The organism is Micromonospora sp. 067-2, assembly GCF_046549295.1.
Classification (GTDB): Bacteria; Actinomycetota; Actinomycetes; order Mycobacteriales; family Micromonosporaceae; genus Micromonospora.
Window position 1 is genome coordinate 56,614 of record NZ_JAJPWB010000007.1, and the last position, 14,535, is coordinate 71,148.

12 protein-coding genes and 1 pseudogene are annotated in these 14,535 nt (G+C 70.7%); 6 read left to right on the forward strand and 7 right to left on the reverse strand.

From position 1 onward, the window contains the following. Nucleotides 1-1,917, reverse strand: a complete 1,917-nt coding sequence (gene htpG, locus ACLJN9_RS17970) for a molecular chaperone HtpG (RefSeq protein ID WP_410812557.1) — start codon at nt 1,915-1,917, stop codon at nt 1-3. Between the two features lie 210 nt (nt 1,918-2,127). On the opposite strand from htpG, the gene ACLJN9_RS17975 reads away from it, so the two are divergent. After that, nucleotides 2,128-2,826, forward strand: coding sequence for an SDR family oxidoreductase (locus ACLJN9_RS17975; protein ID WP_410812559.1), 699 nt, complete (start codon nt 2,128-2,130; stop codon nt 2,824-2,826). 103 nt (nt 2,827-2,929) lie between these two features. Here ACLJN9_RS17975 and ACLJN9_RS17980 read toward each other — a convergent pair whose 3' ends face one another. Together ACLJN9_RS17980 and ACLJN9_RS17985 are read right to left on the reverse strand one after the other, a co-directional pair. Then, nucleotides 2,930-3,427 carry a hypothetical protein gene (locus ACLJN9_RS17980; protein ID WP_410812561.1) on the reverse strand — a complete coding sequence of 166 codons (498 nt, stop codon included), beginning with the start codon at nt 3,425-3,427 and terminating at the stop codon, nt 2,930-2,932. Nucleotides 3,428-3,567: 140 nt separating this feature from the next. Further along, nucleotides 3,568-5,325 (reverse strand): M28 family peptidase, encoded by a 1,758-nt coding sequence (locus tag ACLJN9_RS17985; RefSeq protein ID WP_410812562.1) that lies wholly within the window; start codon nt 5,323-5,325, stop codon nt 3,568-3,570. 253 nt (nt 5,326-5,578) lie between these two features. On the opposite strand from ACLJN9_RS17985, the gene ACLJN9_RS17990 reads away from it, so the two are divergent. Continuing rightward, nucleotides 5,579-8,419, forward strand: a complete 2,841-nt coding sequence (locus ACLJN9_RS17990) for an ATP-binding protein (RefSeq protein WP_410812563.1) — start codon at nt 5,579-5,581, stop codon at nt 8,417-8,419. Nucleotides 8,420-8,429: 10 nt separating this feature from the next. Here ACLJN9_RS17990 and ACLJN9_RS17995 read toward each other — a convergent pair whose 3' ends face one another. Both ACLJN9_RS17995 and ACLJN9_RS18000 read right to left on the reverse strand, forming a co-directional pair. Then, entirely contained in the window at nt 8,430-9,194 is a 765-nt protein-coding gene (locus ACLJN9_RS17995) for a hypothetical protein (RefSeq protein ID WP_410812564.1), read from the reverse strand. After that, nucleotides 9,191-9,694 (reverse strand): SigE family RNA polymerase sigma factor, encoded by a 504-nt coding sequence (locus tag ACLJN9_RS18000; protein WP_410812565.1) that lies wholly within the window; start codon nt 9,692-9,694, stop codon nt 9,191-9,193. The genes ACLJN9_RS17995 and ACLJN9_RS18000 overlap by 4 nt, the downstream gene beginning before the upstream one ends. A gap of 142 nt (nt 9,695-9,836) precedes the next feature. Between ACLJN9_RS18000 and ACLJN9_RS18005 the strand changes: the two genes are divergently transcribed. After that, complete coding sequence (locus tag ACLJN9_RS18005; RefSeq protein ID WP_410812566.1) at nt 9,837-10,673, forward strand: DUF3152 domain-containing protein; 837 nt, start codon at nt 9,837-9,839, stop codon at nt 10,671-10,673. Nucleotides 10,674-10,802: 129 nt separating this feature from the next. Here the strand turns inward: ACLJN9_RS18005 and ACLJN9_RS18010 are convergent. Continuing rightward, nucleotides 10,803-11,348 (reverse strand): annotated as a pseudogene (locus ACLJN9_RS18010) (snapalysin family zinc-dependent metalloprotease); the annotation flags it as partial. Between the two features lie 120 nt (nt 11,349-11,468). Here ACLJN9_RS18010 and ACLJN9_RS18015 point away from each other — a divergent pair. Beyond that, nucleotides 11,469-11,735: a hypothetical protein gene (locus ACLJN9_RS18015; RefSeq protein ID WP_410812567.1), complete on the forward strand. Its 267-nt coding sequence runs from the start codon at nt 11,469-11,471 to the stop codon at nt 11,733-11,735. Nucleotides 11,736-11,932: 197 nt separating this feature from the next. Here the strand turns inward: ACLJN9_RS18015 and ACLJN9_RS18020 are convergent, their stop codons facing one another. Further along, nucleotides 11,933-12,178, reverse strand: a complete 246-nt coding sequence (locus tag ACLJN9_RS18020) for a hypothetical protein (RefSeq protein ID WP_410812568.1) — start codon at nt 12,176-12,178, stop codon at nt 11,933-11,935. A gap of 380 nt (nt 12,179-12,558) precedes the next feature. Here ACLJN9_RS18020 and ACLJN9_RS18025 point away from each other — a divergent pair, with 380 nt between their 5' ends. Continuing rightward, the gene (locus ACLJN9_RS18025) at nt 12,559-13,779 is read left to right on the forward strand and encodes a helix-turn-helix domain-containing protein (RefSeq protein WP_410812570.1); all 1,221 of its coding nucleotides are present in this window, start codon (nt 12,559-12,561) and stop codon (nt 13,777-13,779) included. A gap of 10 nt (nt 13,780-13,789) precedes the next feature. Then, on the forward strand, nt 13,790-14,317 hold the full coding sequence (locus ACLJN9_RS18030; protein WP_410812571.1) for a GNAT family N-acetyltransferase: 528 nt from the start codon (nt 13,790-13,792) through the stop codon (nt 14,315-14,317). Nucleotides 14,318-14,535 lie beyond the last annotated feature (218 nt).

Sequence of the window (14,535 nt, forward strand, 5' to 3'; positions counted from 1 at the left end):
CTACAGGGTGCGCGCCAGCCGGTCGGCGAGCACACGGGTGAACCGGGACGGATCGGTCAGCTCACCGCCCTCGGCGAGCACCGCCAGCCCGTACAGCAGCTCGGCGGTCTCGGTCAGGGCGGCGGAGTCGGCGCCCTGCTCGTGGGCCTTGCGCAACCCCGTGACGAGAGGGTGACCGGGATTGACCTCCAGGATCCGCTTCGTCGACGGAATCTCGTGTCCCATCGCCCGGTACATCTTCTCCAGCGTCGGGGTGAGATCGTGCGCGTCACCGACGACGCAGGCCGGTGAGGTGGTCAGCCGCGACGACAGGCGGACCTCCCGAACGCTGTCGGCCAGCGTGCTGCCCAGCCAGTCGAGCAGCGCGGCGAACTCCGCTCGCTGCTGCTCGCGTTCGGCCTCGGCCTGCTGCTTCTCCTCGTCGGTGTCCAGGTCGACCTCGCCCTTGGCGATCGAGCGCAACGGGCGGCCGTCGTACGTGCCGACCCGCTCGACCCACACCTCGTCGACCTGGTCGGTGAGCAGCAGCACCTCGTGGCCCTTGGCCCGGAACGCCTCCAGGTGCGGGGAGTTCTCGATGGTGGCCCGGGTCTCGCCGGTGGCGTACCAGATGTCGCTCTGGCCGTCCTTCATCCGCTCGACGTAGCCGGCCAGGTCGGTGGGCTCGGCCGGGTCGTTGGTGGAGGCCACCGACAGGATCTCCAGCAGGGTGTCCCGGTTGTCGGTGTCGTCGATCAACCCTTCCTTGACCACCGCGCCGAACTCGGTCCAGAAGGTGCGGTAGCGCTCGGGGTGGTTGGCCTTGAGGTCCTTGACGGTGGCGAGGACCTTCCTGACCAGACGACGGCGGACGATCTGGATCTGCCGATCCTGCTGGAGGATCTCCCGGGAGATGTTCAGCGACAGGTCGTGCGCGTCGACCACGCCCTTGACGAAGCGCAGGTAGGTGGGGACCAGCGCCTCGCAGTCGTCCATGATGAAGACGCGCTTGACGTAGAGCTGGACGCCGCGGCGGCCCTGCGGGGAGAACAGGTCCAGCGGGGCGTGGCTGGGCAGGAACAGCAGCGCCTCGTACTCGAAGGTGCCCTCGCCCTTCATGTGCACGACCTCGAGCGGGTCGGCCCAGTCGTGGCTGACGTGCTTGTAGAACTCGTTGTACTCGGCGGCGTCGACCTCGTCGCGGGACCGCGCCCAGAGCGCCTTCATGGAGTTGAGGGTCTGCACCTCGCTGGTGGCGTCCGCGCCGTCGGCGCCGGGGCGCTCGACGCTCATCCGGATCGGCCAGGCGATGAAGTCGGAGTATCGCTTGACGATCTCGCGGATGGTCCACTCTGTCGTGTAGTCGTGCAGGTTGTCCTCTGCGTCGGCCGGCTTGAGGTGCAGGGTCACCGTGGTGCCCTGCGGCGCCTCGTCGACCGTCTCGATCGAGTACGTGCCCTCGCCGGCTGACTCCCACCGGGTGCCGCCGGTCTCGCCGGCCTTGCGGGTCAGCAGGGTGACCTTGTCGGCGACCATGAACGCGGCGTAGAAGCCGACGCCGAACTGGCCGATCAGGTCCTGCGAGGCGTGGGCGTCGGCGGACTCGCGCAGCTGGCGCAACAGCTCGGCGGTGCCGGACTTGGCGATCGTGCCGATCAGCGCGACCACCTCGTCGCGGGTCATTCCGATGCCGTTGTCCCGGACGGTCAGGGTACGGGCGTCGCGGTCGACCTCGATGGCGACGTGCAGGTCGTCGGTGTCGGCGACGAGGTCCTTGTCGACCAGTGTCGCCAGCCGCAGCTTGTCCAGCGCGTCGGACGCGTTCGAGATGAGTTCCCGCAGGAAGACATCCTTGTTCGAATAGATCGAGTGGACGACCAACTGGAGGAGCTGACGCGCCTCGGCCTGGAACTCCAACGTCTGCGCCTGGTTGCTCACACCGTCCCCTTCCCTGTTCACGCGAGTGTTCGCGGAAAGAATACGAGTCGTCACCGGCAGACCCGTGGCCGCGTCCGCGTCGTATTCCCGATCACCGGGTGCCGATGGGGTGATTCAGCTGACTTTGCTGAACCAAAGTCAGGCCGGCTAGCGTCGCGGAGAGCACGACGACCACCCCAGGCCCGTCCACCGCCGTTTGGAGCAGTTGCCATGAAGATCGCTGGAAGCACCGCCCTCGTCACGGGCGCCAACCGCGGCTTCGGCCGACACCTCGCCGCCGAGTTGCTGACCCGGGGCGCCCGGGTCTACGCGGGCGCCCGCAACCCGGACGGCATCGACCTGCCCGGCGTGACGCCGGTGCGACTGGACATCACCGATCCGGCCTCGGTGGCCGCCGCCGCGGCAGTGGCCGGGGACGTGACCCTGCTGGTCAACAATGCCGGCATCGACAACCGGACCGACCTGCTGGAGGGCGACCTGGACCTCGTCCGGCTCGAGCTGGAGACCCACTACATCGGCACCCTGTCGGTGATCCGGGCGTTCGCCCCGATCGTCGCGGGCAACGGCGGCGGGACGATCCTCAACGTGCTCTCCGGCCTGTCCTGGGTGAACTACCCGATCCACGGGGCGTACGGCGCCGCGAAGTCCGCCGAGTGGTCGATGACCAACGCGCTGCGACTCCAGCTCGCCGAGCGGGGGGTTCGGGTCGCCGGCCTGCACGTCGGATACATGGACACCGACATGACCGCATGGATCACCGGCCCGAAGGCCGACCCGGCGGCGATCGCCCGGATCAGCGCGGACGGCATCGAGGCCGACGCGTACGAGATCGTCGCCGACGATTTCAGCCGGCAGGCTCAGGCCGGGCTCAGCGGCGGCGTGACCGCGCTCTACCCGCAGCTGCCCTGAGCTGCGACCACACGGCCGTGATCGGCCGCCGCCGGCTTCCCGGCGGCGGCCCGATCGTGGGTACGTGGTCAGCTCCGTCCACGTGCCCGGACGCCGCGGGCGTTCAGCAGCCGCCGCAGCTGTAGAAGAGGATGTCCCAGTGGCTCCCCTCCCTGGTGTACAGGTTGCCCGACGCGGCCCGGTACTGGTAGCCGAAGCCGGCGATGTAGCCGACATAGGTGTAGTTCGCCGAGATGTAGTTCTGGATGCAGGTGCTCAGAGCGATGTCGAGCTTGTAGCCGTTCCCGTGGCTGTACGTGCCACCGGCGTGCCCGACCTCGGTGCCCGCGGTGATGGTGACCGCACAGCCACTGGCCCGCTTGAAGGTGATGACGCCGCTGATGGTGTCCTGCCGCACCCCGTCGAACGAGGTGCAGGTGGCGACGTTGCGGTCGCTGCAGTTGCCGCTGGAGGTCCAGGAGATGCCGGCGGCGCTGAGCTGTGAGGTTGCGCTGGAGTGACTGATGGCGAAGGCCGGAGCGGCCAGGCCGAGCGCGGTGGCGACCGTGGCGAGCGTGGCCACCAGCAGGGTGGGCACGCGGCGGCGCAGGGTGGATGACATGTGGGCACTCCCGTTCGCGTGAGGGGTGGGAATTCTGCGAATCAGGGGCCGGCCTTGGAGGATTTCTACCAGAGATAGATGAGCGTGACTAGATGCCGGGCGGAGCGGGCACCAACTGCCTCCGCCCGGCACCCTCGCGTTCAGCTCGCCTGCAACGTCACGTCGTCGATCACGAAGCTGGTCTGCAACGAGGAGTCCTCGGTGCCGGTGAACTTCAGGCTCACCGTCTGACCGGCGTACGCGGCCACGTTGAACGTGCGCTGCACGTAGCCGGCGGCCGCGTTGAGATTCGAGTACGTCGCCAACGTCGCCGAGCCAACCTGCACGGTGAGCTTGTCGTACGCCGTCGAGGCGGTGGTCTCGGCGGTGTCGACGTGCAACCAGAACGACAGCGTGTAGCTGGCGCACCCGGCCGGCACGGTCACCGACTGGGACAGGGTGTCGGTGTGGGTGCTGCCGTACCCGTCGAGCCACGCCTTGTACGACCCGGTCCGGGCCGGCTGGCCGCTGGAGTTGGTGATCACGCCGGAGCTCGCGGTCCACGGCGTGCTGCCGCTCTCGAAGCCGCCGTTGCCGACCACCTGGCCGCCGGCGCACCCGCCGGCCCCGGTCACCGTCAGCGTGAGGCTGGCGCTACGGGTGACCGAGCCGGTGCCGGTGACCGTGACGGTGAACGTCCCGGTCGCCGCGCTGGCCGAGGCGGCCAGGGTGATCGTGGCCGAGCCGCCGGAGGTCACCGAGGACGGGCTGAAGGAGACGCTCACCCCGCTGGGCGCGCCGGAGGCGGAGAGACTCACCGACTGCGCCGAGCCGGCGGTGGTCGCGGTGACCACCGTCGCGGTGGTGCTGGCGCCCCGGGCGACGGTGCTCGTCGTGGGGTTGACCGCGACGGAGAAGTCGTTGGTCGGGGTGCCCCCGCCCACGGCGAGCTGCCACAGCGCGTACGCGACACCGTCCGCCGCCCGGTTCAGCACGGTGGCGTTGACGTTGGCGGTGGTGTCGCAGGCCCGGTGGTAGCAGGAGTCGTAGGCGGAGTTGGCGGTGCCACCCCACTTGGCCGCCTGGGCGCTGGTCTTGCGGGCGCTGGCGCCGGCGGCGTAGCCGGAGGTGGGGATGCCGGCCTGCTGGAAGTAGTAGTCGTCGGAGCGGCCCTGACCCTCGACGTTCTCCTCCGGCTGCAACCCCAGTGAGTCCCAGTACGCCTTGAGCGGCGCCGCCGTGGTGGAGGTGACCCGGTTGATGAAGTAGCCGGCGTTCGTCGAGCCGACCATGTCGAAGTTGTAGTAGCCCTTGATGTAGCCGCGCTGGGTGGCGTTGAGCGAGTTGACGTAGAACCGGGAGCCGTTGAGACCCTGCTCCTCGTCGGTCCACCAGGCGAACCGGACCTTCTTCGTCAGGGTCGGATTCTGCGCGGCCAGGACCAGCGCGTTCTCCAGCAGGGTCGCCGATCCGCTGCCGTTGTCGTTGATGCCCGGCCCGGCCGAGACGCTGTCCAGGTGGGCGCCGAACATGACCACCTGGTCGGCCGGGCCGCCGGGCCACTCCGCGATCAGGTTGTTCGAGGGGTACGTGCAGCTGGAGCAGTTCTGCTCGCTGACGGTGTAACCGGCCGTCTGGAGTTTGCTCTTCACGTAGCTGACCGAGGCGGTGTAACCGGCCGAGCCGGCCCGCCGGTTGCCGCCGTTGCTGCTGGCGATGGAGTTGAACTGGGTCAGGTGCGCCTGGACGTTGCTGACGGAGATGTCCGGCGCCGCCAGGAGGGCGGCGGGCGCGGCGATCGGCCGGGCCGCTGCTGTCACGGCGGTGGGTGACGCGGTCACCGGCTGGGCGGCCAGCGTCACCGCCGTCCCGGTGAACACGACGAGCGCGACTGCCGCGCTCAGCGTTCTGCCTCTCATGGGGGCTCCTCGGGGGTTGGAGAGATACCCGAGACACTTACAGATATCGATGTATAGGGCATCGGTCTTTCGTCCGGATCCCCCACCGGTTCGGCGACACCCGCCGCACCGCCCAGCGGTCGCCGGCTCGGCGGTCGCCAGCGGGTGGATGCCGGCGTCGGCACAGGTGAGGAAAGGTGCCAGGATGGGTAGGTAACACCAGCAAGGGTCGTCGGGCCCGGAACGGGGGGCTTGCGATGGGGCCGGGTCGAGCGTGACACGAGCCCACACGGGCCTGTTCACCGGCGGTGGTGAGACGGGCCGTCTGATGGCGGAGCTGGACTGGTCCGGCACTCCGCTCGGGCCGGTGACCGGCTGGCCGCAGAGCCTGCGGGCGGCGGTTCGGATGGTGCTCTCCTCCCGCTATCCCATGCTGCTGCTCTGGGGTGACCGCTTCTCCCAGCTCTACAACGACGCGTACTCGGCCCTGATCGGCGACAAGCACCCGGCCGCCCTCGGCGACGACGTCCGGGTGACCCTGGCCGAGGGCTGGGACGTGCTGGCCCCGCTGATCCAGCAGGCCATGGCCACCGGGGTGGCCAGCTGGGTGCCCGCCCTGCAGCTGCTGCTGGAGCGGGCCGGCTACCGCGAGGAGGCGTACTTCAGCGTCTCGCACGCACCCGCCCGCGACGACGAGGGCCGCACCGTCGGCGTGCTGACCGTCTGCAGCGAGGTCACCGAGCAGGTGGTCGGTCAACGGCGGCTGCGGCTGCTGCGCGACCTGTCCGTACGCGGCGACGGGCGCACCGTGGACGTGGACGCCACCTGCGCCCGTCTGATCGACGCGATCGACGGTCACCCGCTGGACGTCCCGTTCGCCGCGATCTATCTGCGTGACGGCGTGACACTGCGCCGGACCGCCTGCGCTGGCGGTGACCCCGACGACAGTGGCGTCGCGGCTGTCCTACCGGAGGCCGTCGAGCTGACCGACCCCGCTCCGAGCACCCGGGCCTGGGGGCTGCCGGACGCCGCCCGGGGGCAAGCGACCGAGGTGACCGATCTCGTCGACCGGTTGACGCTGCCGGCCGGCCCCTGGGACGACCCGATCGGGACCGCGCTGGCGCTGCCGCTGCCCTCGGCCGACGAGGCCCAGCCGCTCGGCGTCCTCCTGGTCGGCGTCAGCCCCAGCCGGCGGCTGGACGAGGCGTACCGCTCCTTCTACGAACTTCTGGCCCAGCAGGTCTCGGTGGCGCTGCGCAACGCGCGGGCCTACGAGGAGGAACGGCGGCGAGCCGAGGCACTGGCCGAGCTGGACCGGGTGAAGACCAGCTTCTTCACCAACGTCAGCCACGAGTTCCGCACTCCCCTGACCCTTCTGCTCGGCCCGCTCGGCGACGCGCTCACCGATGCCACCGCACCCCTGGCGCCTGTGCAACGGGAGAGGGTGGAGACCGCCTGGCGCAACGCCACCCGACTGCTGGCTCTGGTCAACAGCCTGCTCACCTTCTCCACCCTGGAGGCCGGGCGGGCCGGCAGCGATGCCCGCGTCGTCGACCTCGCCGCGCTCACCGCCGAGCTGACCGGCGTCTTCCGCGCCGCCGTCGAACGGGCCGGGCTGACCCTGGAGGTCGACTGCCCGCCGCTGCCCCGGCCGGTCACCGTGGACCCGCTCAACTGGGAACGCATCGTCACCAACCTGCTGTCCAACGCCCTGAAGTACACCTTTCTCGGCCGGATCCGGGTCAGCCTGGAGGCCGACGGCGACGAGGTGCGGCTGACCGTCACGGACACCGGCATCGGCATCGCCGAGCACGAGTTGCCGAAGCTCTTCGAACGCTTCCACCGAGTGCAGGGCACCCGTTCGCGCAGCCACGAGGGCACCGGCATCGGCCTCGCCCTGGTGCACGAGCTGGCCCGGCTGGAGGGTGGCGAGGTGCGGGTGACCAGCCGAATCGGCGTCGGCAGCACCTTCACCGTGGCGCTGCCCTGGTCGGCGGCACGCCGCACGGCGGTCAGCGGGCCACCGCCCGCCGGGCGGGGCGACGCGGCCAGGGCGGCCGTCCACGAGGCGATGACCTGGCTGACCGACCCGGTGGGCGGCGTCGCGGAGCCCGACCCGGCCTCCGGCGTGATCGGAGACGAGCTGGCCGGAGCACGGATCCTGGTCGCCGACGACAACAGCGACATGCGGGCGTACCTGAGTCGGTTGCTGACCGGGCAGGGCTGGCGGGTCCAGGCCGTCACCGACGGTCGTCAGGCTCTCGACGCGATCCACCGCGACCCGCCTGACCTGGTCCTGACCGACGTGATGATGCCGGTGCTGGACGGCTTCGACCTGGTCCGCCGACTGCGCGCGGACCCGACGACCCGGGCGCTACCGGTGCTGGTGCTCTCCGCACGGGCCGGCGGGGAGGCAAGCGTGGAGGGTCTGAGTCTGGGTGCCGACGACTACCTGGTGAAGCCCTTCGCCGCGCCCGAGCTGATCGCCCGGATCCGGGCCGCCGTCCGCGGTGCCCGGGCCCGCAGCGCGCCGCCACCCGCACCGTCCACCGCTGAGGAGTCGGCTCGGGCGACCGTCGGCCCGCCCCGAGAGTCGGCGGCCCCGCCCGACCGGGCCGGATCCACACCGCCCCGACTGGAACTCGGCGATGCCGGTGACCCGGGCGAAACTTCCGCCGTCAGCACCGTCGCCGAACCGTTCGTGCTCGGGACGGCCCCCGCGCACCGCAACGGACACCTGGACGTCGGATGGACGTACCCCTGCGCGGTCACCTCGGCCGCGGCGATGCGCCGAGACGTCCGGACGGCCCTGGCGGATCTTGACGTCGACCCGGACCTGCTGGAGGACCTGCTGGTCGCCGCGTCCGAGGCGGTGAACAACGCGGTCGAGCACGCACAGCGACCCAGCCGGCCGGAGGTGCGGGTCCGGGTCGAGGTGGGCGGCGGTCTGGTCCGGATCTCGGTGCGCGACTTCGGCACCTGGCGGGATCGCCGGCCGGCGATGGACCGTGGGCGCGGCGCGCTGTTGATGAACGCCTACGGCGACGTGCGGCTGGTCTCCACCGGTGACGGGACGACGGTCACCATCGAGCGCCGGCTGACCGAAGCGGCCTGAGCAGTCGGCGTCACAGCCGGCGGTTGCGGCTGTCGCGGGCGATGATGCCGTCCAGCCGGTCGCCCGGGGTCAGCTTGGCCGGGTCGAACCAGAAGACCACCACCTGCTGGTCCACGCTCCAACGGGTCAGCCGGGCGTCGACCTGCTCGCCGTCGACGGTGCCGGTGATCCTCTTCGCCGGGCCGACGAAGTAGCCGAAGGTGGGCACCGGCGCGGCTGATCCGTGCTCGTCGTAGCCGATCTGGTGGAATCCGGCACTGCGGTCGGTGCCCCTGACATCGTTGACCAGCACGTCCGTGGTCAGCGTGCCGTCGGTGGCGCGGCGGCCGGCGGCCAGCCCGACGGTCACCCGGGGCTGGCCGGGCACCGAGACCGGGACGAGGAAGAACACCCGCTGGTCGGTGCCGTGGCGGATCCCGCTGTCGATGACCTTGCCCAGCGGCGACGGGGGCGTCGTGCGCTCAGCCGTCGGCGGCGGCGAGTCCGGGAACGAGGGCTCGATCGGCGGCGTCGGGGAGACGACGGCCGGCGGCGTGGGGGCAGCGGCGATCGACGGCGGACGCTCGACCGTCGGCAGGGCGTCCGGCCCGGCGCCGACCACCAGTACGCCCACGACGACGGCGAGCCCGGCCGCGAGCGTGGCCGCCCCGGCTCCGGCGATCCGGCGGCGGATCCGCAGCCGTCGCCCGTCACGCAGGACCGCGACCAGGTCGAGGGCGACTCCGGGGCGTTCGGTGACCCGCATGGCGTGGCGGAGCTGCTCCGACTCACTCATCGACGCGCCTCCTGGTTGTCGGCCGGCCGCAACCCGGTGGCGCGCAGCTTCTCCAGGGCCCGTGAGCTGGTGCTCTTGACCGTGCCCACCGAGACCGCCAACTCTCGGGCCACCTGCGCCTCCGGCAGGTCGAAGTAGTAGCGCAGCACGACGATGGCCCGCTCCCGGGGGCTGAGCGCGCCGAGCATGGCGGTCAGCCAGCGCCGGGTCGCAACCTCGTCGGCCACGTCCGCGCGTCGTTGCTCCGGAATCTCCTCGGTCGGATACTCCCGGATCGGACGCCGCCACCCGTCGACCAGGTGGTTGACCATGGTGCGGCGGGCGTAACCGTAGGCGTCGTCGTCACGGATCCGGGACCAGGACGCGTAGGTGCGCACCAGCGCGGTCTGTGCGGCGTCCTCGGCCTGGTGGTGGTCGCCGGTCATCAGGTACGCGGCGTGCACCAGCCGCGCGGAGGCCGCCCGCGCGAACTCGACGAACTCCGCATCACCCCGCGCCACCGGCGAACAACCTCCCCGTGCTTCACTCCTGCTGGACGGGTGAGGACAGCGAAAAGTTGAGTCGCCGCGAGGTCAACTTTTCGGACCGGTCAGCCGTCTTCCTCCCCGCGCCACCGCAGACCGGCGCCCGAGGGGAGAGAACATGTCGACGAAGGCTATCCGCCGGGGGCGCGCCACCTCCGCGGTGCTACTGCTGGTGGTGGCGCTGCTCACCGGCTGTGGCCTGCCGGCAGCTGGGCAGCCCGCCGCCGGTCCCGCCCCGGCCGACCCGGTCCAGGCCGCGCAACCCGCAGCGGGGCAGCTGCCCGCCGGGCACTCGGTGAGCGCCGGTGTCGCGCCCACGCCGTCGCCGGCTCCGGCGATCAGCTATCCCGCCACCGGCGGCAACCGCTGGTCGCTGGCTGCGGCCGACACGACGCCCGGCCGCGGCAGCGGTGGCCGGTTGCTGCGGTACCGGGTCGCCGAGGAGCGCGACATCCGCGGCCTGCCGGTGGCCGAGGTCGCCGAGATGATCTCCGCGACCCTCGACGATCCGCGCGGGTGGACCGCCGGCGGAGCCTGGCGGCTGCGCCGGGTGGGCGCCGACTCGCCGGCCGACTTCACCATCTACCTGGCGACCCCCGGCACCCGCGACAAGCTGTGCCAGGACCGTCCGGACGGCTACACCTCGTGCCGCAACGGCAACCGGGTGGTGGTCAACGTGGCGCGCTGGGTGAAGGGGGTGCCGGGGTACGGGGCGAGCCTGGACGCCTACCGGCAGTACATGATCAACCACGAGGTCGGACACCGCCTCGGTTTCGGCCACGAACGGTGCCCGGCACCGGGCCGACCGGCACCGACGATGCAGCAGCAGACGCTTGGCCTGCACGGCTGCACCGCCAACGCCTGGCCCTACCCGAACGGGATCCGCTACGCCGGGCCGGTCGGCGAGTATCACGACAGGCTCCCACCGCGCGAGGGCGCGCGACCGGCTCACTGAGCCCGCAGGCGGAGGACGACGGTCGTCCTCCGCCCGCGGGGTGCTGAGCGGTCAGGCCGGTGGTCCCCCGACCTGGGTGGTGGTCCAGGACCGGATGGAGGGCGGGTCCGCTCTGACGGCCGTCGGGCCGGTGGTGGACGCGCCACTCCAGGTGTACGTCGTACCGGTCACCGGCGCGGCCAGGGCGCCCGCGAACAGCGAGTTCACCCGGCTCGCCTCGGCCGAGTTGGGGTTCGCGTTGCGACAGGAGACCGGGGCACTGCTGCCGGACATCAGGTCGGCGCAGAGGCCGGTGCGCTTGTCGGGCAGACCGAGGATGTGCCCGAGCTCGTGGGCGGCGATCCGGTTGCGGTCGTAGCCCTGGTTGACGGCCGTCCGGCCCATCCAGATCCGGCCCGAGCCGAGCCCGGTCGGTTGGGCCCGGGGCCAGCCGTCGTCGACGTAGATGGTGATGCTGGCCGGGGTGCCGGCCAGCAGCCGGACGGTGCTGACCCGGCTGTTCCAGATCTGCGCCGCCTGGTCGAAGTTGGTGCGGAACTCACCGGTCCGGCTCGCATCGTAGTAGACGGTCCGTACGGCGGCGGCCGGAGCGGCGCTGGTGAGCTGCACCCCGGCCGCCGCCAGGGTCGCCACCACCACGGCCAGCGCCGTACGTAGCAGTTGTCGTCGGAACATCACGCACTCCCCTGCGGTCGCCGGCGACCACCAGCCGCCGATCATCGATGTAGGTCGATGCTAGAGTGGCGGCGGTCCGTGGTCGCCATAACGGAACCGTCATACCGTCCGGCGCTGCACGTGGCCCATCCGAAGATCCGCTCTCAGGCAGTCACCGCACCGTTGACGGGCGCCACCCCGGACGCGCTGCTCGGCCGGATGAACGCCACCTTCCGGTTCCTGCGCACCGGAGCGCTCACCGTGGGCGCGGTGGCCTCCGGTCTGCTCGGCCAGTTCGCGGACGTCCACACCGCGCTGGTGGTCGGCGCGGTCGCCAACGGACTGACCTGGATTTCGGTGTTCTGCTCACCACTGCGCACGCTGCGGCGGTCACCCGTGGCCGACTGATGTGCCGCCCGCCGGGTGCGCCGCGTTCGGCCCCAACGGGCCGAGGTGGTACAGATCGTGGGCGATCAGGTCAGCCATTGCTCCCGCGCGCACCCAACAGCGGGAGCGTTTTTCGCAGACGGGGCACCGGCCGTACCGCTGCTGATGCTCGTCGAGGATCCGCCACCACCCGGCCACCTGTTCGGTCGAGGGCGTGCTCACCGGATACCGGCCAGGTTCGCTCGGATGGCGTCCACCGACACCTGCGCCTCAAAACACCAGCCCTGCGCGCACTCACCTGCGGCACCGCACACGTGGCCTTGGAGGATCACCATGCCGGCGATCGCGTTCCGGTAGACCGCCACAGACCAAACAATTTCGTCGCGCTTTGTTGGATTGGGTCGGATCTCCCTGGCCCGCAGGAGTAGCCGGGTACCGCGCGGTACATCCAACTCGACCATCACGGCCGCCGCCGCCCCTGGTGGTGGCGGCCACGACTGCCGGCAAAGGACGATCGGGACGCGAACAGAAGCGCGGTGTCGAATGAGGCCCACACCCTGTTCACCGGCGGCCGACTCGCGACGCACACCGCCTGACCGTCGTGTAACCACCAGACGTTCATCGGCACGTCCCCAAAGGTCGTCAGGTGGCGGCCGGGCGGGTCTGATCCGCCCGGCCGCCACATCCGGAACGGCAGCAGCAATCCCCGACGATTCGTCCGTGAGCCGCTGCGCCTCAAGGTCGGCGTTCAGGTGCCGACATGTCGAGCGTGGCCGATAGGCTGGCCAAACGGCAGGTGTGGCGCGTGGCACCACACCTGAAGCCACGCCGCTGGGGGCGACGCATGAACTCTTTCGGGCAGACGCTGAGGCAACACCGGACGGCCGCCGGTCTTGGCCTACGCGGGCTCGCGCGACTCGTCTACAGCGACTACGGGCACGTCGCGCGTGTTGAACGCGGCGAATCCGGCGGGTCGGAAGCGCTGGCGCGGGCCTGCGACGCCGCACTGCATGCTGGGGGTGCGCTGGTTGTGGCGTACCAACGCGAGCAGGCGGGCGACACTGAGATGCACAGACGCACGGTGCTACGGGCCATGACCGTCCTCGCCGCGACTCCAGCAGTGGGGCCTCTGGTCGGGTTGGAGGCACTGCGCCACGGCTTGAAGATCGCCAACAACAGTGACGTGGACGAGTGGGATCAGATCGTCGCCGACTACGGGACCAGCTACTACCGAGAGCCCGCTGAGACACGTATGGCTCACCTGAACGCCGACCTGACGGTCCTACAACATCAGATCGCCGCCGACACCGGGGCACGCCGTCCCCGGCTGCTGCGCGCCGGCGCACGCCTCTGCGTCATGGTCGCTCTCGGTTTGGTGGCATCCGGGCAGAACCTGCTGGCCACGCGTTGGTGGCAGACCGCGCACTGGATCGCCGACCAGTCGGAGGATCCGGACACCATCGTGCTCGTGCACGCGTGGGACGTCGTGAACGGCTGCTACGACGGGCGAACCCACGACACGCTGGTGGCCATGTCGGACCGGGCGCTGCCACTCATGAGCGGGCGCGCCGCGACCGCCTCGGCCTGCGGGCTGCTCGCCGGGCGGGCACAAGCTCTGTCCCTGGCCGGACGGCACGCCGAGGCTGTGGCCACGGTCCGACGGTTGTCTGACCTCGTCGACCGACTGCCCGACGCGATCACCGGCAATGTCGAATCGTTGTGGGGGTGGCCGGAGCACCGGCTACGCCACACCGAATCGTGGGTCTACACGCACGCCGGGAAGCTCGACACCGCCGAGACGGCACAGGACCGGGCACTAGCCCTGTACCCGCCGTCACAAGCCCGACTTCGTGCGCAGGTCCAACTGCATCGGGCCGCGAACCTCATCCGTGGCGGGCACATCCCTGATGGGCTGCGGTTGGCCACCGACCTGCTGGACGAACTGCCGGTGCAGCAGCACAACCATCTGCTGCACGCCGTCGCCCGGCAGGTCGTCGACGCGGTGCCTGAGGCAGAACGATGCCGACCAGCATTCGGAGACCTCGCCGAGCGGGTGCACGCCTAGGACGCCGGCCATGCCCCTCACCTTCACGGCTCATACCGCTGCGAGTTCCACGCCCCTGTTCCCCGCCCTGGTCGACCTGTACGCCGTCGTCTACGCGGAGGAACCGTACCGGGAGGGGCCGGAGCAGGTAGCTCGGTTCCGCGACGGCCTACTGGACGAGACAGCACGACCCGGGTACACGCTGGTTGCCGCCGAAGACGCCAACGGGCTGGTTGGAGCCGCCTACGGCTGGACGATGCCCGCCGGCCGGTGGTGGTCCCGTGCCGGCACCGGCCCACCCGCCGACGTTCGCAACGCCGACAAGTTCGCGATCATGGAGTGGCTTGTGCACCCGGACCAACGAGGCCTCCACGTCGGCGCCGAACTCATGAGCAGGCTGCTCGCCGACCGGCCCGAACCGTACGCCACGCTCGCATCCAACCCCCGCTCGGCAGCCCGTGCGATCTACCGTCGGGCCGGTTGGCAGCAGGTCGGCACTTCGGCGATGCCCGACGGGACGCCCATGCACCTGCTGCTACTACCTCTGTCTGAGCAGTGACGCGCCGGCCATGTGTCAGTACCGATCGTGATGTTGAGCCGTTGTGTGTACTGCTGACCACGGCCCGTTGCGCAGATGCCGGTTTGTTGCATCGAATCGCCATCACCTGGAAGCGGTGGCGACTCTTACCAGGCGTAGTCCCCGGCCAGTCAGTCCGTCAGCTTTCCGCGTCGACTTGAGGCACTCCCTGAACCCCAGGTGAGCCCGGATCTCGGCCC